The organism is Olivibacter jilunii, assembly GCF_900607235.1.
Classification (GTDB): domain Bacteria; phylum Bacteroidota; class Bacteroidia; order Sphingobacteriales; family Sphingobacteriaceae; genus Olivibacter; species Olivibacter oleidegradans.
Genome location: NZ_LR027848.1, coordinates 1397711 through 1421002, shown reverse-complemented (window position 1 = coordinate 1421002; position 23292 = coordinate 1397711). Strand labels below are relative to the sequence as shown.

The following is a 23292-nucleotide window of genomic DNA, read 5'->3' as shown; positions in this document are numbered from 1 at the left end:
GAGTTTTAAGATATTTATTGTATTTTTGTCACACAATAAATTCGGGGCAATTGTCGTTTTCAAAAAAACGTCTTTTGACTCTAAATGGAAAAGAGAAAAGTGGAGAGTATATGAAGTTGAGAAAGAGCATTTTAGTGCCCAGTATTATTTTTTTATTTTTAGCAATCGTTATTAATACCAGTTGGCGATCCATCCATTCACCCAGACCTATAAACCATAAGGTTTTTAACAAAAAAAAGAAGACCAATCGCGGTTCGCTCTTATCTAACACGTTTGAATCTGTTTACGAGCATGTGCAAAAGCTTGCACCTACATTAGATAGCGTCGTATTCAGGCAAGCATATATTGGCTATTTGAATTTAAGAGAACAAGGAAAGACCGATTCACCCATTTTGACCATCGCAGATCTCAGCATACACAGTAGTAAGCCTCGTTTGTGGATTATTGACTTGGAGCGGGATAGTCTATTGTTAAATACCTTTGTCGCGCATGGCCGCGGGAGCGGTATTCAAGAGGCTAGGTTGTTTTCCGATCGACCAAATTCGAATCAGAGTAGTTTAGGATTTTATTTAACGGGAGAAACGTATCAAGGAAAGCATGGTCGGTCGTTAAAATTGGACGGCTTAGATCGTGGATTTAATACAAACGCGCGAGCGCGGGGCATTGTGCTCCATGGCGCTTGGTATGTAGGAGCCAATATATTGAAAGGCCAAGACCGAATGGGAGTAAGCCAAGGCTGTCCAGCCGTATCCGAACCTTTAAAAGATAAAATCATTGATCTGATCAAAAACAAATCGGTTCTTTATATATACGGTAAATCAGCAAAATACCAGTCCGCCTATCTAAATGAGCAGACGGCAACACAAAGCTTAATGGCGGCCAACATGGATGAATCCAAATCAGAAATACCCGATTCAATGTCGTTAGCCGAAGCAGGCAACCTACTTTAGCGATCGGTACAATAGGGAGTCTAGTTTATATACGTCCGGATAAAACTTTAAAGTGGAAGAACTATCCATTTTACAAGTAACATAGTCTAATACCACGGGAACTTGTGGCTTAAGTCCAATTGTTTTGGCTACAGGTTCCTCACTAGACATCTCTTCCTTGATGAGGTCGTATTTTTCGCCTTCGCCAAATAAAGCACGTGCCAGATCCAGCGGCTTTTCTACCCTTACGCATCCATGACTGGCAGCACGCATTGATCTACTGAACACTGCCTTTGCCGGTGTATCGTGCAGATAGACGCTGCTTCCATTTTTAAACAGAAACTTAATAAGTCCGAGTGAATTAGTGTTCCCAGGTTGTTGCTTAAAGCTATAAGGCAGGTTTTCTTCATTATATACGCTCCAGTCGATCGTATCCGGATTTGCGATTTTTACGCCCCTTCTATACACATCCATTCCATGATTGGCCAGATAATATTTGTCGGCCTTCGCCTGTACTAATATCTCCTTCTTTGCAATACTTGTTGGTATATTCCAAATCGGATTCACTTGTACACTATGAATTTTACTTGCCAGCATCGGGGTTTCGTGCCCGTCTGCCTTTCCTACAACCACCTTCATTTGACCCTTTGTGCTTCGGTCACGGATAATATATAATTGATAAGCTGGAATATTCACATATATCAAATGGGTGCTGTCCATTTTGTACTTCCATCGCAAACGTTCCATATTTGCGATCAACGCTATCTTTTTTGCTCCATGGTTCTCATTAATCAAAGCTTTTTGCATCGCTCTGTAAGCACCACTTTTAGGCTGTATACTATCTAGGTAATGCTTTAAATTTTCAACGCTCAGAACCCGGTCAAAGGACACGCTATCGGGTCTGCTTACAGGAATATAATAACGAGGTAATACTTTCCTTGGATTCGTCATCCCATATTCCAATGCAAAAGCATATCGAGTAAGCGCCTCCGCCGCGAGCAGCTCCGCACGAACAATACATGCATAGGCCTCATCGACCTTCATATCCTTTCGACCCGACAGCTGAACAAGTGCATCGTATAGGGTATCTGCTTTATACGATCGGGTTGAAAGGCCATGTTCTTCGACACGCTTTAGAAAATCTATCAAACGAAAAAGTGAAGAATCCGCGTAAAACTTGGTAATTAGTACCGGCTCAAAATTTGCGTTTGTATAAAAGCGGGTTAAATACTTTGGATTCTTAAATAGATTTGTGTTTGTCTCCAAATAGTTTTTAAAGTAAGTATGTAACGAATCGGTGTTTACTTCTTTATAAACTTTATTTTTGGTTTGCTTAAATAACAGATCTCCGATAGGCGAGCCCGATTGTCTGCAAGCTGCCAGTAATACAAAAAATAAGATATAGAAAAGCTGTTGAGGTAAAGTTTTGTGCATAGACAAATTCTGGCTTTTTGTCTTTATTAAGACATAAATCATGCCGATTATTTTGCAACACTTTCGGGAAGCACACAAATTCCCACGTCGCTAACTCCTTTTAAAGGACTATCTCGCATGTTTTGCTCAATTTTAAAATAGTAAGTCCCTGTATCGGGAAAATGATAGTTGGTATTGTAAGCAATCTGATAACTATACAAGCTTCCGATACCTTTGCCCAGCCAACGGCCGTCTTTATCGGCCACCTGCAGCTCGATCCGTTTGCTGCTCGGTTTATGTTTTGCACTTCTTTGATGTACCAAAACAAATAGATTTGCGTATCGGTACTCCGACGTCAAGCGTACATTCACTTTCAATCGATAGGGTATCGTATTATTTTTTACTTCAACTTTAAACTCTGGTGTAAAGGCATAATTCCATGCCTGGTTGGGTACGGGTCTAAACTCGTCGACCAATGCGCCATGATTACACGAAAGCATACAGCTCATCATAGCCACCAAGCAAATAAGGTTACGAATTTTAGGGTTTTTCACCATTTGATGCCCCTCCCTCCTTATTTGTTCGTTTACCTCTGTATCGTCTGCGACTGTTTTTTGTTTTTTGCGCGTTTGCCGCGTCCTTAACCGCTCCCTTATCCCCTCCCGCATGATCCGCTGAAACCTTGCCTTCTTTTTTTGGAGAAGTGGCTGTTTTCTGTTGCAGTTTCTGTCCGGAATTTAGTGTCTGTCCGGCATCTGTCTGTCTATCGGAGGCTGGTTGTTTGTTTTTATTTCTTTTCTTGGACGGACGTTTCTTCTTTTTGCTTTTGTCATCTAAACGAGTTAAGCTATCCTGTCCTACTACATTTTCATAGTCGTAAGTTACCGGTTTAACAATGGCTACCTCTTCCTTAATCTCCACCAGATCATCTGGTTTGATGCCCTCTTTATTTCCTTCAGCTATGATACGCACCTGGTCTATTTCGAGGGGAATCCAGTTTTCATCTTCCGGAAAGGAAAACCACATTAGTCTCCTAAAGATATCCGTTTTCTGCAAACGTGCGGTACCTCTTTTTGTTTCCAAGCGGTCAATATCGTTAGGAATATCTTTTAAGGCGTCCATATAGGTATCCAATTCATAGTTGAGACAACATTTGAGCTTTCCGCACTGGCCGGCTAATTTCAGCGTATTCAGCGATAAATTCTGATATCGTGCAGCAGCGGTGGAGACCGTTTTAAAATCGGTCAACCAAGTGGAACAGCAAAGTTCTCTTCCGCAAGACCCGATGCCTCCCAAACGACTTGCTTCTTGCCGCATACCAATTTGGCGCATCTCAATACGAATACGAAAAGCTTCCGCCATCTTTTTAATGAGTTCTCTAAAGTCGACCCGGCCCTCAGCTGTATAGTAAAAAGTAGCTTTTGTCTTATCTCCTTGATAGTCTACATCACTTAACTTCATGGACAACCCTAAATCAAGAGCCAATTTTCGCGCACGATGCATAGTTTCCCATTCTAAGTCTTTAGCCGCCTGATATTTATCCATATCATTACTGGTTGCCTTACGAAATATCTTGCGTTCAACGCTATTAGGGTCAACCTTGTTCTTTTTAAGTTGCAAGCGAACCAGTTCACCGGTGAGTGAGACAAAGCCAATATCGTAACCGCCTGTTGCCGTTTCTACTGCAACAGGTTCGCCCATTTCCAGATAAAGATTATCCTGATTGATATAAAAGTCTTTTCGAGATCCTTTAAATCTTACTTCTACAATGTTAAACGGTATATAATTTGTTGGCATATCCATATGGCTTAGCCAATCGTACACATCCAATTTATTGCATCCATTCGTCATGCATGAACCGTTGCTCTGGCAACCTGCAGGGGCACAACCTCCTCCGGATGAACAATTATCACATCCCATATTTCTATATATTGAGTCCCGTTTATCACGGGAGCGTTTAGTGTTTAAATAATAAAACTAATTGCAAAGATACATCTAAAAATAAGATTTTAGGGTTTGCATTGCGTTCTACGTAATAACTTGTTTTTTCAAATATGCTGACACAAGCTTCCAATTTAGCCGTTTCATAAAGCGGGCTAAACTTTTCAACAAAAGACATTTCCGCCTCCGGTAGGTGTACGAGCGTTTTTGCACCCTCTTTAAATAACACTACATCACGCATCATTTGAATAGCGTAAAGTAAGAAACTTTTTTGATTTTCACGTCCAAGCTTGGACAAATCTTCTTCAACCAGTTGCAAAAGATCGAGTACACGTGCGCCAAAACAGAAGCGCAACCATTGTACAAAAAGCTGAAAATATCCCCCACCCGGATCATCGGACAAAAGGGACAGCGCTTGCTGCACATTACCCTCGCTAATATAAGCCAGCTGCAAAGCCTTCTCATGTGACACACCCTTTTCACGAACCAAAAACTCCGCCAGACTAACTTTATCAAGTGCATTTACTTTTACTAATTGAGTTCGGGATATAATGGTGTTCAGTAATTGATCCTGATTTTGCGTTACCAGCAAGAATAGCGTTTTTTCAGGCGGCTCCTCAATCAACTTAAGTAAGGTATTCCCTTCTTTATCCAAAAATTCGGGCAACCACATAATAAGCACCTTATAGGGAGCTTCAAAAGCTTTGAGACTTAATTTTTGGATAATGTGATGGCATTCAGCAATGTTGATATTCGCCTGTTTATTTCCTGCATCCAGGCTACTTCGCCAGGTTTCCAGATTGAGGTAGGGATTTCTCAGGAAACTGTTTCGCCATTGATCAATGAAAGTACTGGCCGTGTCCTCTTTATGCGACGCAAAAAAGGGGTAGGAAAAGTGCAGATCGGGATGAATAATCTTCGCATATTTTCTACACGAACTGCAACTACCGCAGCTATCGTTCTCTTGCTTGTTTTCACAATTAATGTATTGCGCGTAGGCGACAGCAAGTGGTAAACTTCCGCTTCCTTCGGGACCAAGAAAAAGTTGCGCGTGGCTTACTCTATTTTCCTTTACCGTATTGATCAAGTGCGCTTTTACTTTTTCCTGTCCTATTATATCTTTAAACTGCATATTTTCCTTTATGGGCTTGTACTACTCGCTCTTGGCCTTCTTAAGCCTAAAATAGATTAGCTTTCCGTATCTTTGCGAACAGATGTTCAAAAATAAGAATTTATGCGGATAATGGCTTTTGATTATGGCACAAAGCGAATAGGTGTCGCAGTGACAGATCCTTTACAAATTATCGCGACCGCTTTAACCACCATTCATCCAAAAGATGTTATTGAATACCTGAAAAAATATGTATCCCAGGAACAGGTGGAATCTTTTGTCGTAGGTATGCCCAAGCAACTGGATGGATCTGATTCTCAATCGGCCGTACATGTAAAAGGTTTTATTAATTTACTGAAAAAGTCCTTTCCTCAAATGCCAATCGTTACCATGGACGAGCGATTCACCTCAAAAATGGCCTCGGCCAGTATTGCACAAAGCGGACTAAGACGATCAAAAAGACAAGAAAAAGGCTTAGTGGATGCCGTTTCTGCTGTCATTATCTTGCAAGATTATCTTAAGACGATTCAGTCTTAATAACAGACCATTATTATGTTTTCAAAAAAACGTTCTCTTAATACTAGCACAATAGCAGATTAAAAGCGCTTCTCGAAAGGATCTTTGTATAGCTATAATTTATATTGTGGTATTCGAAAATACCGAGCATTTTATATAAGTTTGCTTCATGGAGATAATGGATAACTTGCTCAATGCCTATTTAACGAGTACCTGTGATGATGAGCCTCCCCTTTTGAAAGCAATTAATCGGGAGACCTATTTAAAGGAAACTCAGCCTCATATGCTTTCCGGACATTTCCAGGGGCGTTTTTTGAGTTTAATAAGTCACCTCTTAGCTCCGAAAAGAATTTTAGAGATTGGCACCTTCACAGGTTATGCGAGTCTTTGTTTAGCAGAGGGGCTTGTTTCTGATGGGATCTTGCATACCATTGATATCAACGAAGAGTTGGCTGAACGAGTTCAGGGGTATTTCGATGCTTCACCTTACGGTGCCAAAATACGTTACCATATTGGCGAAGCCCTGCAGATTATACCGACACTTGAGGAAACCTTCGACCTAGTCTTCATCGATGCTGATAAAAAGAATAACCTTAATTATTTTGAACTCGTGCTTGACAAAGTGAGAACAGGCGGGCTGATTATGATCGACAATGTACTTTGGAAGGGAAAAATTACAGACGCATCACCGGATAAACAAACCGAGCAAATCATTGAACTCAACAAAACCATCGCACAAGACAAACGGGTACAGAAATTGATTTTACCAATCCGTGATGGTATATTCCTTATCAGAAAATTATAGTAAATGAAAACCCTTCGGTTTCCCATATTCTTGTTTTTCCTTTTTTTCTTGTCGCAAACCAGCTATGCGCAAGGGGGCGCGCATGCCTATATAGAGGCTCACAAAGAGTGGGCCATCGACGCGATGGAGAAATTCGGTGTTCCGGCCAGTATTATTCTAGCGGTAGCTATGCATGAAAGCGCGAATGGTAGTAGTAAGGTTGCAATCCATCTCAATAATCATTTCGGCATTCGTGGTGCCAATAACAGCAAAAAAATCCGATCGTCTTACAAGGGCTATGATAGCGTTAAGGCTTCTTACGATGATTTCATTAATTACCTCAAAACCCGTAAGCAATTTCGGTCGCTTTTTGATCGATACAGTGCGTATGATTATCATTCTTGGGCCTATGGCATCATGCGCGGTGGTTACGCAGGTAGCAAGGCCTGGGCAGCCCACATTGTTGCCATTATAAAGAAACATCAACTTTTTTTATTTGACAATAGACCAGCGGATTATATAGAACCGCAGGATGCCCCTTTCGAAGAGAAATCCACTGCTTCCGAAATCAATCTACGCTATACGGTAAAAAAAGGCGATACGTTGGGAGCAATTGCCAAACGATACAAAACCTCCGTTAGCCGTATTAAAACCAAAAATCAACTTCGGAGTGACCGGCTAAGAATTGGTCAACATTTAAAAATTTAACGTAGATCGCAAAATGAACAAGCAGCTGCAGCATATCGCTTTACCATCGTTCGTATACCTCATTCTTTTTTTTTGTATTTCCTTGAGCCTAACATCTTGCCTACCAAAGCAAAAAGTGCTACAGAGTTCCAAAACTCGACAACAGGGATCGTACGGAAGCAACAACGAGGGACGGCGGCATAATCATCCGCATCGGCCGAGTAACAAGCCTGCCGCGATAAGCGCTTCTGCACAAGATTATATCAGTCGTTATAAAACGATTGCTATTCAAGAGATGAACACTTACGGGATACCCGCCAGCATCACGTTGGCACAAGGCCTTTTAGAGTCGGCTAACGGAAATAGTACATTGGCTAGAGAAGCCAACAATCACTTTGGTATCAAATGTACCCCCGATTGGAAAGGTGAATCGTTTTTTAAGGATGATGACGCTATCAATGACTGTTTCCGCGTGTATCGTTCACCGGAAGACTCTTTTCGAGATCATTCTGAATTCCTCTTACGAAAACGCTACGCTCCTTTATTTGAGCTTGACAAAGACGACTATACCGGGTGGGCTAAAGGGCTGAAAAAGGCCGGTTATGCCACCAATCCTCGCTATGCAGAATTATTGATCGATTTGATTGAACGTTATGGATTATATGAATACGATCGTGGAGAAAAAGCACCGGAGAAAATAAACAGGGAAGAACGGGTATTAGTTGAAATTGCTGATAACAGTCCGAAAGAACCTGAAAAAGCCGAAGCCAAACCACCGGTAGAAATGAAAATACATGAGGTGCGACAAGGCGATACAATTTACAGTATCAGTAAACGTTACGGGCTTACCACCGACGAACTAAAAAATCTTAACAGCTTGGATAGCGATGATCTCGTTGTTGGACAATTGCTCCTCGTTTCGAAATAAAATCAACAAATTCCTGTTAGTCGTGTTAAAAAGTGCAAAATGTTTTTCAATGACATAGGCCATTCCCTATCTTTGTTAACTTGAAAATTCTTGCAACCATAATCGTTTTACTATTAGCTTCCATCTTCTTTGCTTCGGCACAAGAGCGGGAAGGTATTGTATTTGACAGTTATACCAAACAACGGATTGCACGCGTCTATATCTACAATACAGCGAACGACGAGATGAAGTATAATGATAAGCGCGGAGAATTTGCAATTAAAGCGAGTCCGGGCGACACCCTGATTGCCATTGTTAAAGGCTACCATGCCGATACGTTAATCGTAAAGAAAGATCCCGTCATTGTTTTTAACTTACAACGATCGACTATCTGGCTAGATGAAGTAAGTATTATTGCGAAGCGTTCACCTGCGGAAATACTTGAAGATCGTAAACGGGAATACAGTTCGGCTTATCGAAAGGGAAATCCGGGCAGTTTATTATCGACCGGACCTACCGGAGCAGGCTTAAGTATTGATGCGCTGTACTCTTTATTGAGTCGACAGGGCAAAAATGCACGTTTTTTACAGGAGCTTATCCAACGTGAATACGAAAACAATATGATCGACGCCCGATTTACGCAAGCCATGGTAAAGCGCTTGACTAATCTAACAGGCGTAGCTTTAGAAGACTTTATGCATCAATATCGGCCATCATACCACTTTATTATGCAAGCCAATGATTATGAGCTGGGCAAGTATATACAGAGCTCCTATAATATGTACCGTAAAAACCCCAGTGCATATCGACTACAGCCATTACCCAGAGTGCAGCCTAACAAAGAAGAGGTAAAGATCGAACGATTGGATTCCAATTAGAGGCATTATTATTGCTTAAGAAAAGCAGATAAAATGCTTCCGACGATACGGGCATTAGTTTGGGTCGGAAATTATACGACCGAAGAGAGCCTCATCGTACAGTTTCGGTAATTATGTGCTTGGCATATAAGATCATTTTATCTAAGTTTGTGGTTTGGATTGGAGTCAGCTGAGCGTAAGTATTCGGCAAAGGCAAACCAGCGTTAACAATAAAACTATTCTGATGAACGTACGACATTTACTTGTTGCATTTATTCTCACGGGCGCATTTTTCTTCGCTAACGCGCAAAATTATGATCTCAATGATCTTCGCCAGGCCCCGCCAAAAAACAGCCTACCCGTTAGAACTCCCCAAATGGGCATTCATGATGTAGAAGTACAGAACCCTAGTTTAGATTTAAAGGTTAACTATTGGCGGAATTGGACAAATTTCGCCATAAACGCGAACCAAGCTTCCTTTAGTGATAGCTGGAACAGTGGTGGTGTAAACTCTATCTCTTTAGGTGCCCTTTTTAATACGAAATGGGATTACACCAAAGAAGGTAAAAACTTTGTATCTGAATTAGACTTAAGGTATGGAAAGATTAAGAATGAAAATCAACTTGCGCGTAAGAATCAAGACCGCATCTGGTGGGATAACAAGTACTCCATTAAATTTTCTCAGAAATGGGCATTATTTGCAGCCTTGACCTTTGAAACACAATTTGATGCAGGTTGGCAGTATACGAACATTGATGGTGTAGACACCAAATCCAGAAAGATATCCAATTTCATGGCTCCAGGTTATCTTACACCCGCAGTCGGTCTTGAATATAAACCGGATCAGTTTAGTTCTATCCGTTTTGGTCCAGCGACCCGTATGACCTTTATTTTAGATGACCGAGTTCAATCGGTAAGGGAAGAAGATACTACTCGTTTCGGTGTAGAAATCCCTGGAAAATTCAAGAATGATGTGAGCTTTCAACTATTAGCTGGTACTGATCGAGATTTAACAAAATGGTTGCATTTAAAAACCACCTACGAATTTTTAGCTAATTTTGAAGAGCTTAGCACTTCAAGGCATCGCCTAGACGCCATCTTAGGGGTACGCGTCTCGAGGGTAATAAGCCTGTTGTTCAATGCGACCTTATTGTATGATCCTAATCAAATAGAGGAACTGCAACGCTCTCAAAGTATAGGTATTGGTTTGAATTATAAATTTCCGAGATAACCTATGCTGAAACATATTTGCTCATACGGATACATGGTCTTAATGCTATTTTTTCTAAGCGCCTGCGCTTCAAAAAAGAAATTTGCAGAGACTAATAAAATATATGAAAAGCAGGTAGAACAATTGGCTGAAGTAATTAAGCAACCTTTGCCGACTCCGCAGCACATGGCTTCTGCCGGATTGCCGTCTCCGGGAGTAGAAGGCCAGCGAAAAGATTTTGAGTGGGTAGGCACCGTTAATTTCAATATGCGCAAACCCAATTTTGTTATTTTACATCATACAGCTCAAGACAGTATTCAGCAAACCTTACGGACGTTTACGCTAGAACGTACACAAGTAAGTGCTCATTATATCATTGATAAAGAAGGTAAAGTTTATCAATTGCTCAACGATTACTTACGAGCTTGGCATGCGGGTAATGGAAGGTGGGGATCCGTTACGGATATGAATTCCGCATCTATAGGTGTCGAAATGGACAACAACGGTGTTGAACCTTACACTGAGCCACAGATAAACAATTTGCTCGTATTACTGGATACCCTCAAAGCTAATTATAAGATTCCTTCAGAAAACTTCATTGGCCATGGTGATATCGCTCCGGGACGCAAAGTAGATCCCGGCATCAATTTTCCATGGAAACGCTTAGCAGAAAAAGGGTTTGGTTTGTGGTATGACGACGTACTGCAAGCACCCCCCACCACTTTCAACCCGCTAGATGGTTTGCGTATTCTAGGCTATGATACCCGAAATGCTTCAGCCGCAATCTTAGCTTTTAAGAGACATTTTATACCTGAGGAAACCACTGAAGAGTGGACTCCTTTTGCACTTAGCGTGCTTTACAATCTTTATATCAAGAAAACAACCTTATAAAAAAGGAGTCATCTCTTACCAGATGGCTCCTTTTTTATAAGGATCCAATTAATTACTTAAGCTTCTTTCTGTGATTCTTTCGCCCATGTGTCGCGTAAGCCAACAGTGCGATTAAACACCAATCGATCAGGTGTCGACCGTGTATCGAGCGTAAAATAACCCTTACGAATAAATTGATACCCTTTCCCCGGTACGGCATTTAATAAATCAGGTTCAATATAGACCTTTTCTAAAATCTCAAGACTATCCGGATTAATAGATTCTTTAAAATCACCGGTTGTGGCTAAGGGGTTTTCAGCCTTAAATAAACGATCGTAAAGTCTTACCTCCGCTGTTTTCGCATGTGGTACACTTACCCAGTGAATTGTTCCTTTCACTTTTAGGCCACTTGTGTCCTCTCCACTTTTTGAGTTTGGAATATAGCTACAATGGATTTCTGTGACATTACCGTCTCCATCTTTTACGAAACTATCACATGTAACGATATAAGCATGCTTTAAACGAACACTTAATCCAGGGCCTAAACGGAAGAATTTCTTAGGTGCATTTTCCATAAAATCCTCGCGTTCAATCCATAGTTCACGACTAAAAGGAATCACTCTTTCCCCCTCACCACCTTCCACCTCCGGATTGTTTTCTCCATGTAACAGTTCTTCTTTTTCCTCCGGATAGTTTGTTATAATCAGTTTTACCGGATCCAGCACCGCCATTCTACGCCAAGCCGTTTTGTTTAAATCTTCGCGGATGCAAAATTCCAACAGGCTTACGTCAATTACGTTTTCCCGCTTTGCCACCCCAATTCGCTCGCAAAAATTACGGATACTTGCAGGCGTATATCCTCGTCTTCTTAATCCGCTGATGGTAGGCATTCGAGGATCATCCCATCCTTCCACATGCTTTTCGTTTACCAGTTGCAGTAATCGGCGTTTGCTCATGACGGTATAAGTCATATTCAATCGTGCAAACTCATATTGTTTAGATGGGAAGATACCAATATGCTCGATTAACCAATCATATAAAGCCCGATGTGGTATAAATTCCAGCGTACAAACAGAATGTGTGATCCGCTCAATCGAATCACTTTGTCCATGCGCGAAATCATACATCGGGTAAATACACCAAGCATCCCCCGTACGGTGGTGATGCGCGTGTTTTATACGATAGAGTAAAGGATCGCGCATATGCATGTTTGGATTGGCCAGGTCGATTTTCGCCCTCAACACTTTACTTCCATCGGGATATTTTCCATCCTTCATTTCTGCGAATAAACGAAGGTTTTCCTCCACCGTCCGGTCTCTATAGGGAGTCGGCTTACCTGGTTCGGTAGGTGTCCCTTTACTTGCAGCGATCTCTTCCGGTGTACTATCGTCGACATAGGCTAAACCCTTTTCTATCAAGCTCACGGCATATCCGTATAGCGTATCGAAATAGTCCGATGTATACAGCTCCTCGGCCCATTGGAAACCAAGCCATTTGATATCATTTTTAATACTTTCCACGTATTCAATGTCTTCCGTAACCGGATTGGTATCATCAAAACGCAGATTAGTTTTACCATTATATTTTTGTGCCAAACCAAAATTTAAACAAATCGACTTCGCGTGACCGATATGTAAATAACCGTTTGGTTCCGGCGGGAATCGCGTCAGCACCCTACCGTCATTTTTCCCATTTTTTATATCTTCCTCAATAATTTCCTCCAGGAAATTCAATGATTTCTCTTCGTTCATAAGGCACAAACTTAGCTAAAATTCTCTGATGAAAAAGTATGCTGAAAAAATTTAATGCTTTCTATTCTCTACATTAAAAACAAGAAAGGCCGTCCTCTTCGGACAGCCTTCATACGATTTATATTATTACTATCCTAGATAACTTTAACATTTACCGCATTTAAGCCTTTCTTTCCCTGTTCAACCTCGTAAGATACGTGGTCGTTTTCACGGATAGAATCGATAAGGCCAGATGAATGAACGAAGATATCGCCTCCACCAGCATTTGGAACGATGAAACCGAAACCTTTCGTTTCATTAAAGAATTTTACTACTCCTTCTTGCATTGTATTGTATTGAATTTATTAATAATTAGAGCAAAGGTAAGGATATTAATCTAAGATTTTCTTAATAAAATATTTATTTATAAAATCTTAACAAAAAATTAGCCTATTCTATTCCCTTTTTGTGCGCTGGCAGGTCTGAATCGGCGTTTTTTCCGATTTTTATTTGTTGACGCTTTTTCTGATTTGTTCTGTAACGGTCGTTTCGGGAGAGGTACAGCCACAAACTTATCAGTCGCAGGAAAAGGATGCTCATTGATCACGGGAATGGCCTGATTTGTTAAATTGTTTATACTTTGCAAATAGGGCCGTTCCTCCAGATCGCAAAATGAAAGAGCTTTACCGCTCGCACCCGCCCTACCGGTACGGCCAATACGATGCACGTAAGTTTCAGGCTCGTTTGGGAGATCAAAGTTGATCACAAATTTAAGTTCTTCAACATCGATTCCACGAGCTGCGATATCCGTCGCAATAAGTACTTTTAGCTGGCCGCTCTTAAAAGCTTGAAGTGCATTTTGTCGGGCATTCTGCGATTTATTTCCATGAATAGCTGCTGCTTGAACACCTTGTTTCGCCAAGAACTTTACCAAACGGTCTGCACCATGCTTCGTCCGCGTAAACACCAGCACATGATCACGCACTTCACTCTTTAAAAGGTGTAAAAGCAACTTCGGCTTATTTGCCTTATCAACAGCGTATACTACTTGAGTCACTTTTTCGGCTGTTGAAGAAACCGGTGTTACCTCTACACGTACCGGGTTCTTTAAAAGCGTATTCGCGAGTTTCGTAATTTCGGGCGGCATGGTTGCTGAAAAGAAAAGCGTCTGTCGCTTTATTGGCAAAAGAGCAACAACTTTTTTAATATCATGAATGAATCCCATATCCAACATTCGATCCGCCTCGTCTAGCACGAAGTGAGAAACAGCCCGAAGGGTAAGCACCCGCTGTCCAACCAAATCCAAAAGACGTCCGGGAGTCGCTACCAATATATCGATTCCTTTTTTTAATCCTGAAATCTGCGTATTAATATTAACCCCTCCATAAACGACTTGATGTTTTAAGGGTAGCAGTTGGCCATACGTAGCGATACTCTCGTTAATTTGGATAGCCAATTCCCGCGTGGGGGCCAACACCAAAGCTTTCACTGCTTTCTCTTTATTAGGCAGGCTGTTCAGTTGCTGCAAAATAGGCAGAATAAAAGCCGCAGATTTGCCCGTACCTGTTTGGGCGCAACCGAGTAAATCTCTTCCTGAAAGTACAACGGGAATCGCTTGGGACTGTATGGGTGTGGGGGTTTCGTACCCCTCCTTATGTATTGCCTTCAATAAAGGATCAATAAGCTTCAGTTCTTTAAATGACAATATATCAGTGTATTAGTTGTAATAAAAACCATTATCCGTTCTAGGATATGCATTGTTGCAAAGATACGATTTAACTTCCATAAAGCTTCAATGAAAACAGATAGTTGCTTTATGACCGTATTTATATAGCTGATTTCAGGGATCTTCTCACCTTATTTTGGAGCTATGAAAGGTTTTATGGTATGTTTGTCTCGACATCGGTAATTACTATAAAACACCCATATGAAAACAATTAAACTTGCTATTCTTTCTGCACTAACAATCATGTGCATTCATGCTCAGGCACAATTTAAATTAAATACAAAAAGTATCAAGGCAGCGACTACAGCAGCAAAGGCAATTACCTTATCAGACGATGAGGTAATAGGTTATGCAAAGGAGTACATGGTTTGGATGGACGAAAATAACCCCGTTGCACCGGAGGATCATGAATTAGCCCAACGCCTAGCCAAACTAACGAAAGATTTAACTAACCACGATGATTTAAGCCTGAACTTCAAAGTATATTTAGTTCGTGACATCAACGCATTTGCCTGTGCCGATGGCAGTGTACGCGTATGTGCAGGTCTAATGGAAGTGATGGATGATAACGAAGTATTAGGCGTTATCGGCCATGAAATTGGTCACGTAAAAAACAAAGACTCGAAAGATGCTTTCCGTACTGCTCTATTAAGCTCTGCCTTAAAAGACGGTGTGGGATCACAGGGAGGCACAGCCGGAGCACTTAGTGACTCTAAGTTAGGAGAATTGGGTACTGCTGTTGCTAATTCGTCTTTCTCCCGTTCGCAAGAAAGTGCCGCGGATATCTACGGTTATGAACTACTAAAAGCGCAAAAGGTCAACCCGTGGTATATGGCCACCGCTTTTGAGAGTCTGGCTAAACAAAGTGAAGGCACTGAAAAAGCGTCCACCATGCAGCGCTTGATGTCTTCCCATCCAGATACAGAAAAACGCATTAAAGTAATGTCTGAAAAAGCGACTAAAGAAGGCTTTGAAAAACCGGTTAAGTAAAACGAAAAGAGGGAGCTTGAAACTCCCTCTTTTCGTTTTACTTTTGTCCGTATTTATACTCAAATCGCTCAAACAATTGTTTATGCAAATTATCTAAATTAATATCTCTTCCCCCAATGAACGCCTTTTCCAACTGATTTCCTTTCATATCAAGAGCGTCTCCTACGGAGAGAAATAGATTCGCATCCTTCCCAAGTTCTAAACTACCCGTTGTTTGATCAATTCCCAAAATTTTCGCGGTGTTTAAGGTAATAGTAGCCAGTGCTTTTTCTTTATCCAAACCAAATGCAGCCGCGGTACCGGCCATAAAAGGCAAGTTACGTTGTTGCCAAAAACCATCCATCCCGTAAGCGACCAGAAGTCCTGCATCTGATAAGAGTTTCGCTTGCTTATAGGGTAAATTAACATCATCATCTTCATTCGCAGGAAGCGAATGCGCCTGATGTATGATGATCGCAATATCATTTTCTTTCAAAAAAGCACTGACAAGATGAGCTTCCGCTCCTCCTACTAATACCGGCTTCAATCCATAATCTTTGAAAAATTGTACCGCTGCAATGATATCGTTCTTTTTATCAACATGAACCATGAGCTTTCTTGAACCGTCAAAGACCTTTCGAAAAGCTTCTAACCGCCCATTGAACACGTCTGGTTTATCTACGGCGCAATAAGCGCTTGCATCGGTTAATAAATCCGCCAAGGTAGTGCGTTCCTTTCGGATCCGTTCCTTTTGCTCCTCTTCATTGGTTGCACCAAAACGTGCATAGCGAATACTGGGCCAATTAATATGGATCGCATCGTCCTTTTTATAAGCAGCGTCTTCCCAATTCCATGCATCGAGTTGCACTATGGACGACTGACCAGTAACCAATCCTCCTTCGGGCGTCACTTGCGCCAATAATATACCGTTAGTGCGCAAGGTATTAATCACCTTAGAATCGGTGTTATAGGCAATCAGCGCACGCACGTGCGCGTTATTTCCCCCTACTTCTGTATTATCAACTGTCGCTCTCACCGCTTCGATTTCCACTAAGCCCAAATTGGTAACAGGCGCAATAAATCCAGGATAAAGATGTTTTCCATGGGCATCAATGGTCTCCGTGGCATTAGGTGCTCCGGACCCATCGCCCACATAAGTGATTTTTCCCTTATCAAAGACTAAGGTACCGTTTGTTATTACCTGTCCATTGCCTATGTGAATAGTGGCTCCTTTTATGCTAATGGCTGAAGTTTGCGCCTTTGCCGGATAAACGGTTGGCTGCGCCTGAGCCCAAACTCCGGCCAGCAGGAATAAACTTAGGCTGTATATGTATTTAAAAGTGAACTGCATCGTCATTGTATTAGTTATGGTTGACATCCTCGTTAATATCTCCTGAAAGCGTTTCGCAATGATAAATAATGGTTGGCTTTTCGACTGCTTTTTGTGTTGCATTCCCTTTATCCTTTTCTTCCAACGATTTAGCAATCAATCTAGCTTTCTCTTTTTGTTGAAAATCTCGAATCTTCTCATCTTCCTCTACATCCCAATATTTTACACCATCTACAAAGGTCTTCTCGGCACGGGCATAAATACTTAAAGGATTACCACTCCATATCACCACATCTGCATCTTTGCCGGCTTTCAAACTACCCACCTTATTATCAATGTGCAGCATTTTTGCTGGATTGAGGGTTACTAATTTCCATGCCTCTTCTTCTGTCAAGCCACCATACTTGATTACTTTTGCAGCTTCCTGATTTAAGCGACGAGCCATCTCAGCGTCATCCGAATTAATGGCCGTTACCACACCCTGCTTTTCCATTAAATAAGCATTATAGGGTATTGCCTCCTGTACCTCCATTTTATAGGCCCACCAGTCTGCAAAAGTAGCTCCTGCAATACTTCTTGCGGCCATACGATCCGCTAACTTATAGCCTTCTAAGATATGCGTAAAGGTATTTACCTTGAAACCAAGGCTATCAGCCAAATGCATGAGCATATTGATTTCAGACTGCACATAGGAATGGCAGGTGATAAAACGCTTATTGTCTAATATCTCCACCAAAGCATCCAATTCGAGATCACGACGCGCATTGCTGCCTTTCATCGCTATTTTTGCCTTATATTCCTTCGCTCTTGTAAAAGCATCTACATACACCTGCTCCACACCCATTCGTGTTTGCGGGAAACGCACCCGTGCAATATCTCCCCAATTGCTTTGTTTTACGTTTTCGCCAAGGGCAAATTTTATGAAGCCATCGCTCCCTTCGAATTTAAGCTCCTCAGGTGATTTACCCCAACGCAACTTAATTAATTGAGATTGCCCGCCAATTGCGTTAGCTGAGCCGTGCAATATATGCGAGGACGTTACCCCGCCTGCCAATTGTCGATAGATATTAACATCTTCCGAATTTATAATATCACCAATACGCACTTCAGCAGTAACTGATTGCGTTCCCTCGTTTATGCCTCTAGAAATAGCGATATGTGAATGCTCGTCTATGATACCTGCCGTAATGTGCTTGCCGGTAGCATCAATGAGCGTTGCGCCGGAGGCATTGAGATTTTTACCGACCGCTTTGATTTTTCCACCGGCAATTAATACATCTGCTCCTTCCAATATGCCTTCTTTTTCATTAGTCCATACGGTCGCATTTTTTAACAATACATCGGCAGCAGCAAGAGGTTGCTCATGACCATAGGCTGCAAAAGGATAAATTACCTTGCCTAATTCAAGGGGCTTGTCCGCTCGCTTCGTTTCGGTCTTTTCCGTGTAGGCCCCCGTATAAGAAGCTGACCAAGGAATAGTACCACCATCCTCACGATTAATTTCACCTTTTAATTGAAGTGGTTTTACTGTTGCAATATAGGCGCTAATCCGGTAGCTTTTCTTTACCCCTTTCGGATTAAAGCTCAGACTTAACAAATCACCATCTACTACCAAATTCGCTTTGATTTTTGTCGTATCGTTCGGCTTGCTAATGTAAGCTTCATACTTTCCCTGCTTCCCGCCTATCAGCAGTTTTATTGCACCGAAATCATCCACATTGCTTGCGTACTCTCCTCTCAGATCTTTATTACTGCTATGGTTAGCGATAAATTTTTCTCCTTCAATCCAATTTTCATAGATGATATTCCCTTCTTTGAACAAACTATCCGAAGTAATAATAAAACTAGCCAGTTTTCCTTTCTCCAAGGTTCCTAAGCGATCACCCGCTCCCAACAATCTAGCAGGAGTCTCCGTCAATGCACGTAGAGCGGCATCTTCACTTAATCCATATTTAATGGCTTTGCGTAAATTGGGCCAAAAGTCCCGGACGTTATCTAAATCGCTAGCTGTTAAGGCAAAAGGAATGGATGCCTTTTCCAAAGCGGCGGGATTGCCTGGAGCAAGCTCCCAGTGCTTCAACTGCGCAAGCGACAATTTATTAGCCTCGTAGGGGTCTGCTACATCATATGTTTTCGGAAAGTTAAGCGGAACGATAAGACTTGCCCCTGTAGCCTTCACTTCTTGAATACGTTGATAGTCATTTCCTCCCGTTTTGATAATATAGGATTTCCCAAATTCTTTGGCTATTTTATCAGCCCTTAAAACATCCAATACATCGTTCACTTCAAAAAATTGTGGTAGCGACTGCCACTTATTAAACGCTTCTAAGGAAATGTTGTATTCTTTCTTCTGTTGCTGATACCATTTCGCATCGTAATATGTTTGACGCAAAAGGGCAATGCTTCCCATTAAAGAAGAAGGGTAAGACGTTTTTGCAGAGCCTTTATCGAAAGAATACTGAGCAGCGGCGTCGGGAATGATGACAAGCTCATTATCTTTATTGGTGTTCAGTGCAATCAATGCACTACTTCCCCGCGCAATTCCGTCTTTTACTATCGTGTGTACCGCTCCGAAGCCAATTTTCTTAAGTTGTTCTGCTTTCTTTTCATCCTGTGCAAAAACATCGATCGCCCGAGTCTCCGGCCGTATTGCCTCGTTCCAGGCGTATGGGCCGTTCTTTGTAGAAGTGAGTACCTGGGCAGCCCTCCCAAAAGCGCGTGATTCCTTGTTTTCAGGTACGCCGTAGGTAGTAAAAGGATCAATCAGAGATGGATAGATAAACTTGCCTTGCAAATCAATCGTTATGTAACCTGCGGGCACTTCCTGTCCCGCTCCTACGGATTCGATCAGTCGATCGTTCACCAGTAGCGTCGCATTTTTCAGACTCTGCCCAGCTTTTGTGATAATATGAGCATTTATAAACGCGTACTTTTTCGGTCGCTTATCGTGCGAGCCGTTAACAGGAAAAGTTTCCTGGCTTTTCAGGAAGTAAAAGCTAAATAAAAAGAGGCAAAAGGGTAAGATTTTTCGCATAATGCACATCTAATTAAAGAATAAAAAGTTCAAGTTGTCAAAAAAGAGAATCCATTTTGCGGATTTTTTTGTTGTTGACGATAAAAACCAAGCGTTCGCCAAGTTTTTCACTAAAATACCCTTTTTAATTAAAAAAAATTTGTTTTGGCCTTCTCTCATAAGAATGTTACCTTTTTTACATTATAAGTTATACCTTCGTTCAAAAACATTGGCATGGGAAATCCAATAATACAAGCGCTTCATCATGTGGCTATTATCTGTTCCGATTATCAACGATCCAAGCAATTTTATACTACCGTACTTGGGTTTGAGGTCCTTAACGAAACTTATCGAGATGAACGGGAATCTTACAAACTAGACTTGGCCTTAAATGGTCAATACGTCATTGAATTATTTTCCTTTCCTGAGCCTCCGAGACGGGTGAGCAAGCCTGAAGCTTGCGGTTTAAGACATTTAGCCTTTGCTGTTGACAATCTAGAGAAGGCAATCGATCATCTAACGATGCATCAGGTACAAACCGAACCGATTCGGGTAGATGAACTAACCGGAAAACGCTTTACTTTTTTTGCGGATCCCGACGACTTGCCTTTGGAGTTCTACGAAATTGACCATTAATTGTCATTCCATTGAAATAAAGTAAAAGATGATCAAACACCTAATTTAGTATGATTGTTATCAACTCATATCTTATCTAAACGAAGTAGCTTTGATAAAGCTCGGGTTCTTGATTAATTTTATTCATATGACAGCATTTATACAGGAGATTAAACGTGAGGTCAAAAATTGGTGGCTTTTCACTGTTATTGGCATCTTGTTATTGATTGCCGGTTTTTATACAATATCGAATCCGCTGGCGAGCTATTTAGGCTTATCGGTTTTCTTTGGTGGTCTTATTTTTGTTAATGGTATTATGGAGCTTTCCTTTACATTCGGGAATCGACACCGTTTGCATCATTGGGGTTGGACACTGTCTGCAGGCATTCTGGACGTTGTACTGGGCTTCGTTTTATTATTATATCCGAGTTTATCGATGAGCGTTCTACCTTTCATAGTGGGTTTTTATATACTCTTATTAGGAGCTTCACTTTGCAGCTACGCCTTTCAACTGAAGAACTTAGACGTAAAGGGCTGGGGATGGATCTTGGCCGGAGGTATCTTAACGGTATTATTCGGCCTAAGTATGATTTTCAATCCAGTGATCGGTATTGCGACTATTGTTGGGTGGACGGCCTTTGCTTTTATCGTTGCCGGCGTGGTAAATATCATTTTTTCTATGCAGCTCAAGAAAATCAGGGATCATATGAATCCCTAACAAAATGAACTATAAATATCTTAATGAACTCTAATAAACTTTTATCATGGCACTCGTAAAAACTGCTAAAATTGACATTGGCATCTCTGAAGATAATCGCCAAGCGGTAGCAAACAAATTGAATCATTTATTAGCTGATGAATTTGTATTGTATACCAAGACTCGAAAATTCCACTGGAATGTAAAGGGCATCCACTTCCACGACCTCCACTTATTCTTTGAATCGCAATATAAAGAACTTGCGGAAATGATGGATGAAGTGGCAGAGCGTATCCGTAAATTGGGTCATTATTCATTGGGAACCTTACAACAATTCCTTAATGAAACCAATCTTTTGGAGCATACAGATGATGGATCATCTGCTGAAGTAATGATTGAAGCGCTTTTAGAAGACCATGAAACCATCATACGAGAGATTCGCACATCGATTGATCCTATTCAAGATAAGCATAAAGATGCCGGAACGGCAGATTTCCTGACAGGCTTGATGGAGCAGCACGAATCAATGGCTTGGATGCTGCGTTCTATGGTTCAATAATAAAAAAATGGGGCGGGGCGTTATAAGCCTCCGCCCAACTTACCATCCCTCTTCGTGTAAGCGTAACCTGCTTTTTAACAGCTTAATTTCTGTTTGCATACTTCTAATCTTTCCAATTAAATGGCGCATGGCGTCAATACCTTCGACATTAATGTGTAAATCGTAATGCCATTGCCTAAATCGTTCCAACGCCTCAAGGTCTTCTTCATGAATATACCATTCATCTGCTTGCAAAGTGAGCTTTATTAACCCTTCTTCATAAAGCGAACGAATAAAACCTTCGTCCACCGTGCTCTGTGCACAATATTCCTTGACCAAAATGAATGTGGTTCCCATTTGTCTAATTATTTAGTCGTTAAATTGGCTAGCTGCTGAAATAGCGTTTTTTGTTCTTCACTCAATCCGGTTGGTATGTTGACTTGATAGGTTATAATTAGATCGCCAAATTGACCTTCTTTTTTATATACGGGAAAGCCCTTCCCCTTTAGACGCACTTTGGTACCATTCTGGGTTTCCGGTTTAACTTTTAATTTAACTTTTGATCCCAGTGTATCGACCATAACCTCTCCTCCCAAAACGGCTGTGTATAAATCAATTTCCTGCGTCAAATACAGATCGTCCTTTAATCGCTTAAACACTGGGTCATTTCCAATAACGAAAGTGATGTAGAGATCGCCCGCCGGCCCGTTGTTTACACCGGGTCCACCCTGACCCTTCAAACGAATTTCCTGTCCATTTTCCACACCCGCAGGGATGGTGATGCGCAGCTTCTTCCCATTTATTGTTAAGGTTCGTTTATGCGTTTCTGCAGCATCCCTCAAGCTGAGATGTAATTCCGCGCGGTAATCCTGCCCTTTAAATTGGCTTCGGCTCCTTCTTCCTCCACCGAACATGGAGGCGAAAAAATCTGAAAAACCGCCTGAAGAAAAATCGCCTTCCGATCCGTCAAAACCGCTTTCGAATGGATTTTGATTGCCAAAAGGATTTCCACGTGCATAGTAATCGCCTCCAGGTTGTGACTGTCTCGCCTGCTCATAAGCTTCCGCTTGCTTCCAATCTTTCCCATATTGATCGTACTTCTTCCGCTTGTCAGGATCACTTAGTACCTCATTGGCCTCATTTAATTCCTGAAATCGTTTATGCGCTTCTTTATCATCCGGATTTAAGTCGGGGTGCAACTTTCTGGCAAGTTTACGGTATGCTTTTTTAATATCATCTTGAGATGCATTCTTATCAACGCCCAATATTTTATAGTAATCAATATATTCCATAATTAAACCTTCAACCTAGATACAGCTGTGTGTCCCTTTTTGTTTGGGACTTTCATATATTCCTATTTTCCTTTTAAATTGAAATGAATCGTGGTTTTAAAAGAAAGTTTATTTTATACATCCCACTTACTGCGCCCATTAGCAAGGTGGATAACCT

General features: G+C 41.4%; 23 protein-coding genes. 12 read left to right on the top strand and 11 right to left on the bottom strand.

Annotation, left to right across the window (positions count from 1 at the left end):
• Positions 1-110 precede the first annotated feature (110 nt).
• The gene (locus E0E36_RS05910) at positions 111-950 is read left to right on the top strand and encodes a murein L,D-transpeptidase catalytic domain family protein (protein ID WP_049794946.1); all 840 of its coding nucleotides are present in this window, start codon (positions 111-113) and stop codon (positions 948-950) included.
• Here the strand turns inward: E0E36_RS05910 and E0E36_RS05905 are convergent.
• From E0E36_RS05905 to E0E36_RS05890, 4 genes are read right to left on the bottom strand one after another with little or no spacing between them, the layout of a single operon-like run.
• Positions 942-2363, bottom strand: coding sequence for a L,D-transpeptidase family protein (locus E0E36_RS05905; RefSeq protein ID WP_041387925.1), 1422 nt, complete (start codon positions 2361-2363; stop codon positions 942-944). The two genes, E0E36_RS05910 and E0E36_RS05905, sit on opposite strands and share 9 nt — an antisense overlap.
• 47 nt (positions 2364-2410) lie before the next feature.
• On the bottom strand, positions 2411-2899 hold the full coding sequence (locus tag E0E36_RS05900; RefSeq protein ID WP_130855119.1) for a gliding motility lipoprotein GldH: 489 nt from the start codon (positions 2897-2899) through the stop codon (positions 2411-2413).
• The gene (locus E0E36_RS05895) at positions 2883-4262 is read right to left on the bottom strand and encodes a PSP1 domain-containing protein (protein WP_130855118.1); all 1380 of its coding nucleotides are present in this window, start codon (positions 4260-4262) and stop codon (positions 2883-2885) included. Before E0E36_RS05895 ends, E0E36_RS05900 begins: the two co-directional genes overlap by 17 nt.
• A gap of 37 nt (positions 4263-4299) precedes the next feature.
• Positions 4300-5415 (bottom strand): DNA polymerase III subunit, encoded by a 1116-nt coding sequence (locus E0E36_RS05890; protein ID WP_130855117.1) that lies wholly within the window; start codon positions 5413-5415, stop codon positions 4300-4302.
• A 102-nt stretch (positions 5416-5517) separates the two neighbouring features.
• Between E0E36_RS05890 and ruvX the strand changes: the two genes are divergently transcribed.
• The 7 genes from ruvX (at position 5518) to E0E36_RS05855 (ending at position 11246) form a co-directional block, all read left to right on the top strand.
• A complete protein-coding gene (gene ruvX / locus E0E36_RS05885) occupies positions 5518-5931 on the top strand; it encodes a Holliday junction resolvase RuvX (protein WP_130855116.1) in 414 nt (137 codons plus the stop codon).
• 148 nt (positions 5932-6079) lie between these two features.
• Positions 6080-6715, top strand: coding sequence for an O-methyltransferase (locus tag E0E36_RS05880; protein WP_130855115.1), 636 nt, complete (start codon positions 6080-6082; stop codon positions 6713-6715).
• A gap of 3 nt (positions 6716-6718) precedes the next feature.
• Positions 6719-7402, top strand: coding sequence for a glucosaminidase domain-containing protein (locus tag E0E36_RS05875; RefSeq protein WP_130855114.1), 684 nt, complete (start codon positions 6719-6721; stop codon positions 7400-7402).
• A 115-nt stretch (positions 7403-7517) separates the two neighbouring features.
• Positions 7518-8309, top strand: a complete 792-nt coding sequence (locus E0E36_RS05870) for a glucosaminidase domain-containing protein (protein ID WP_242627134.1) — start codon at positions 7518-7520, stop codon at positions 8307-8309.
• 80 nt (positions 8310-8389) lie between these two features.
• Positions 8390-9166 (top strand): hypothetical protein, encoded by a 777-nt coding sequence (locus tag E0E36_RS05865; protein ID WP_013664074.1) that lies wholly within the window; start codon positions 8390-8392, stop codon positions 9164-9166.
• Positions 9167-9389: 223 nt separating this feature from the next.
• Entirely contained in the window at positions 9390-10376 is a 987-nt protein-coding gene (locus tag E0E36_RS05860) for a DUF3078 domain-containing protein (protein WP_130855112.1), read from the top strand.
• A 3-nt stretch (positions 10377-10379) separates the two neighbouring features.
• Positions 10380-11246 (top strand): N-acetylmuramoyl-L-alanine amidase, encoded by an 867-nt coding sequence (locus E0E36_RS05855; protein ID WP_130855111.1) that lies wholly within the window; start codon positions 10380-10382, stop codon positions 11244-11246.
• A 56-nt stretch (positions 11247-11302) separates the two neighbouring features.
• Here E0E36_RS05855 and E0E36_RS05850 read toward each other — a convergent pair whose 3' ends face one another.
• From E0E36_RS05850 to E0E36_RS05840, 3 genes are all read right to left on the bottom strand, one after another.
• Positions 11303-12976, bottom strand: a complete 1674-nt coding sequence (locus E0E36_RS05850) for a glutamine--tRNA ligase/YqeY domain fusion protein (RefSeq protein ID WP_130855110.1) — start codon at positions 12974-12976, stop codon at positions 11303-11305.
• Between the two features lie 134 nt (positions 12977-13110).
• Positions 13111-13302, bottom strand: a complete 192-nt coding sequence (locus tag E0E36_RS05845; RefSeq protein WP_013664078.1) for a cold-shock protein — start codon at positions 13300-13302, stop codon at positions 13111-13113.
• A 98-nt stretch (positions 13303-13400) separates the two neighbouring features.
• Entirely contained in the window at positions 13401-14660 is a 1260-nt protein-coding gene (locus tag E0E36_RS05840) for a DEAD/DEAH box helicase (RefSeq protein WP_130855109.1), read from the bottom strand.
• A 222-nt stretch (positions 14661-14882) separates the two neighbouring features.
• Between E0E36_RS05840 and E0E36_RS05835 the strand changes: the two genes are divergently transcribed.
• On the top strand, positions 14883-15671 hold the full coding sequence (locus E0E36_RS05835; protein WP_130855108.1) for a M48 family metallopeptidase: 789 nt from the start codon (positions 14883-14885) through the stop codon (positions 15669-15671).
• 37 nt (positions 15672-15708) lie between these two features.
• On the opposite strand, the gene E0E36_RS05830 is transcribed toward E0E36_RS05835, so the two are convergent.
• Together E0E36_RS05830 and E0E36_RS05825 are read right to left on the bottom strand one after the other, a co-directional pair.
• Complete coding sequence (locus E0E36_RS05830) at positions 15709-17001, bottom strand: amidohydrolase family protein (protein ID WP_242627133.1); 1293 nt, start codon at positions 16999-17001, stop codon at positions 15709-15711.
• Positions 17002-17011: 10 nt separating this feature from the next.
• A complete protein-coding gene (locus E0E36_RS05825; protein WP_130855107.1) occupies positions 17012-20014 on the bottom strand; it encodes an amidohydrolase family protein in 3003 nt (1000 codons plus the stop codon).
• A gap of 213 nt (positions 20015-20227) precedes the next feature.
• Here E0E36_RS05825 and gloA2 point away from each other — a divergent pair, with 213 nt between their 5' ends.
• The 3 genes from gloA2 to E0E36_RS05810 all read left to right on the top strand — a co-directional run bounded on the left by gloA2 (position 20228) and on the right by E0E36_RS05810 (position 21864).
• Positions 20228-20629 carry an SMU1112c/YaeR family gloxylase I-like metalloprotein gene (gene gloA2 / locus E0E36_RS05820; RefSeq protein WP_130855106.1) on the top strand — a complete coding sequence of 134 codons (402 nt, stop codon included), beginning with the start codon at positions 20228-20230 and terminating at the stop codon, positions 20627-20629.
• Positions 20630-20756: 127 nt separating this feature from the next.
• Entirely contained in the window at positions 20757-21326 is a 570-nt protein-coding gene (locus E0E36_RS05815; protein WP_130855105.1) for an HdeD family acid-resistance protein, read from the top strand.
• Positions 21327-21372: 46 nt separating this feature from the next.
• The gene (locus E0E36_RS05810) at positions 21373-21864 is read left to right on the top strand and encodes a Dps family protein (RefSeq protein WP_013664086.1); all 492 of its coding nucleotides are present in this window, start codon (positions 21373-21375) and stop codon (positions 21862-21864) included.
• A gap of 39 nt (positions 21865-21903) precedes the next feature.
• Here the strand turns inward: E0E36_RS05810 and E0E36_RS05805 are convergent, their stop codons facing one another.
• Both E0E36_RS05805 and E0E36_RS05800 read right to left on the bottom strand, forming a co-directional pair.
• On the bottom strand, positions 21904-22200 hold the full coding sequence (locus E0E36_RS05805) for a chaperone modulator CbpM (protein WP_013664087.1): 297 nt from the start codon (positions 22198-22200) through the stop codon (positions 21904-21906).
• A gap of 8 nt (positions 22201-22208) precedes the next feature.
• Entirely contained in the window at positions 22209-23135 is a 927-nt protein-coding gene (locus E0E36_RS05800; RefSeq protein ID WP_130855104.1) for a DnaJ C-terminal domain-containing protein, read from the bottom strand.
• Positions 23136-23292 lie beyond the last annotated feature (157 nt).